Consider the following 1,932-nt stretch of genomic DNA (forward strand, 5'->3'; position numbering starts at 1 on the left):
GCCCACGACGTCCGGGCCGGACGAGCGACGTCGCCCCACCGACGCGACCGCGGACGACACCACCCGGCTCGACGCCGAGACCTCCCGCGACGTCAGGTCGCGGTCGCTGCGCCTGCTGGGTGAGCTGCTGCGGCCGCGCCGCGGCGCCCTCGCCCTCGCGGGCCTCCTGGTCGTGGTGTCGACGCTCGGCCAGGTCGCGGGCCCGTGGCTCGTGTCCCTCGCCATCGACTCCGCGGTCCCCGACCTCATGGACGGCGACGTCGGCACCCTCGTGCTGGTCGGCTCCGTCTACCTGGTCGCCGCGGTCGTCGGCGGCCTGTGCGCCGGGGCCTACGTCCGCCAGGCCGCGCGCATCGCCCAGGGGGTGCTGCTGGACCTGCGCCGTCGGGTCTTCCGGCACACGCAGCTGCTGAGCCTGGAGTTCCACGAGTCGTACACGTCCGGCCGCATCATCAGCCGCCAGACGTCCGACCTCGAGGCGCTGCGCGAGCTGCTCGACGGCGGGCTCACCGGCGTCGTCTCCTCGCTCATGCTCATGGTCTTCACCGGGCTGAGCCTGTTCCTGCTCGACTGGCGCTCGGGACTCGTGCTCGCGGTGGCCCTCGTGCCGGCCTGGCTGCTCACCCGGTGGTTCCAGAAGCGCTCGCAGGTGTTCTACCGCGAGCAGCGCACCACGTCGGCGCGGCTCATCGTGAAGTTCGTCGAGACGATGACCGGGATGCGCGCCGTGCAGGCGTTCCGCCGGGAGTCGACCACCGAGGCGGAGTACGGCCGGCTCAGCGAGCAGTACCGCGACGCCAACCTCAACACCATGGGGCTCAACGGCCGCTACCAGCCGGGCCTCGTGCTCATCGGCAACGTCGCGGTCGCGGTCGCGCTCGCGATCGGCGGCTGGCGGGTCTACTCCGGCGGGCTGGACGTCGGCGTGCTGGTGGCGGCCCTGCTGTACGTGAAGCGGTTCTTCCAGCCGATCCAGCAGCTCGGGAACTTCTACAACTCCTTCCAGTCCGCCACGGCGGCGCTGGAGAAGGTCTCGGGCCTGCTGGCCGAGGAGCCGACGGTCGTCGAGCCGCGCCGCCCCGTGGCGCTGCCGCACGCGCGCGGCGCCCTCCGGCTGGATCACGTCACGTTCCGCTACGGCGACGGCCCGGTCGTGCTGCCCGACCTCGACCTCACGCTCCCGGCGGGGCAGACGGTCGCGCTGGTCGGCACGACCGGCGCGGGCAAGTCCACGCTCGCCAAGCTCGTGACCCGGTTCTACGACGCGAGCGAGGGCCGCGTGCTGCTCGACGGCGTCGACGTGCGGGACCTGTCGACGACGGACCTGCGGCGCGCCGTGGTCATGGTGACCCAGGAGGCCTACCTGTTCAGCGGGTCCGTGCGCGAGAACATCGCGCTCGGACGGCCCGGCGCACCGCAGGCGGACATCGAGGCCGCCGCACGGGCGGTCGGGGCGCACGAGTTCATCATGGACATGCCCGACGGGTACGACACCGACGTCAACAAGCGCGGCGGCCGCGTCTCGGCGGGGCAGCGGCAGCTGCTCTCCTTCGCGCGGGCGTTCCTCGCCGACCCGGCGGTGCTGGTGCTCGACGAGGCGACGTCGTCCCTCGACATCCCGGGCGAGCGGCTCGTGCAGCACGGCCTGCAGACCCTGCTGGCCGACCGGACGGCGATCATCATCGCCCACCGGCTCTCGACCGTCGCGATCGCCGACCGGGTGCTCGTCATGGAGCACGGCCGCGTCATCGAGGACGGCACGCCCGACGAGCTGGCGGCGGGGGACGGGCACTACGCCGCGCTCAACGCCGCGTGGCAGGACTCGCTCGTGTAGCCCCGCGTCCATGGCTGGGGGTCGAGCCGGCCGAGAGGTTCTTCGCGGGGACGCGTTCACGGGCGCCAGGGCGCCCTCCACTGCGGGAGGAAGACGTC

1 protein-coding gene is annotated in these 1,932 nt (G+C 73.1%); it reads left to right on the forward strand.

The genetic code is table 11. From position 1 onward, the window contains the following. On the forward strand, positions 1-1,834 hold a 1,834-nt coding region (locus tag ACFWEK_RS21250; RefSeq protein ID WP_430555329.1), incomplete at its 5' end, for an ABC transporter ATP-binding protein. Positions 1,835-1,932: the final 98 nt, after the last annotated feature.

Origin of the sequence: Isoptericola sp. NPDC060257 (assembly GCF_042726645.1) — a bacterium.
Lineage (GTDB): Bacteria > Actinomycetota > Actinomycetes > Actinomycetales > Cellulomonadaceae > Isoptericola > Isoptericola nanjingensis.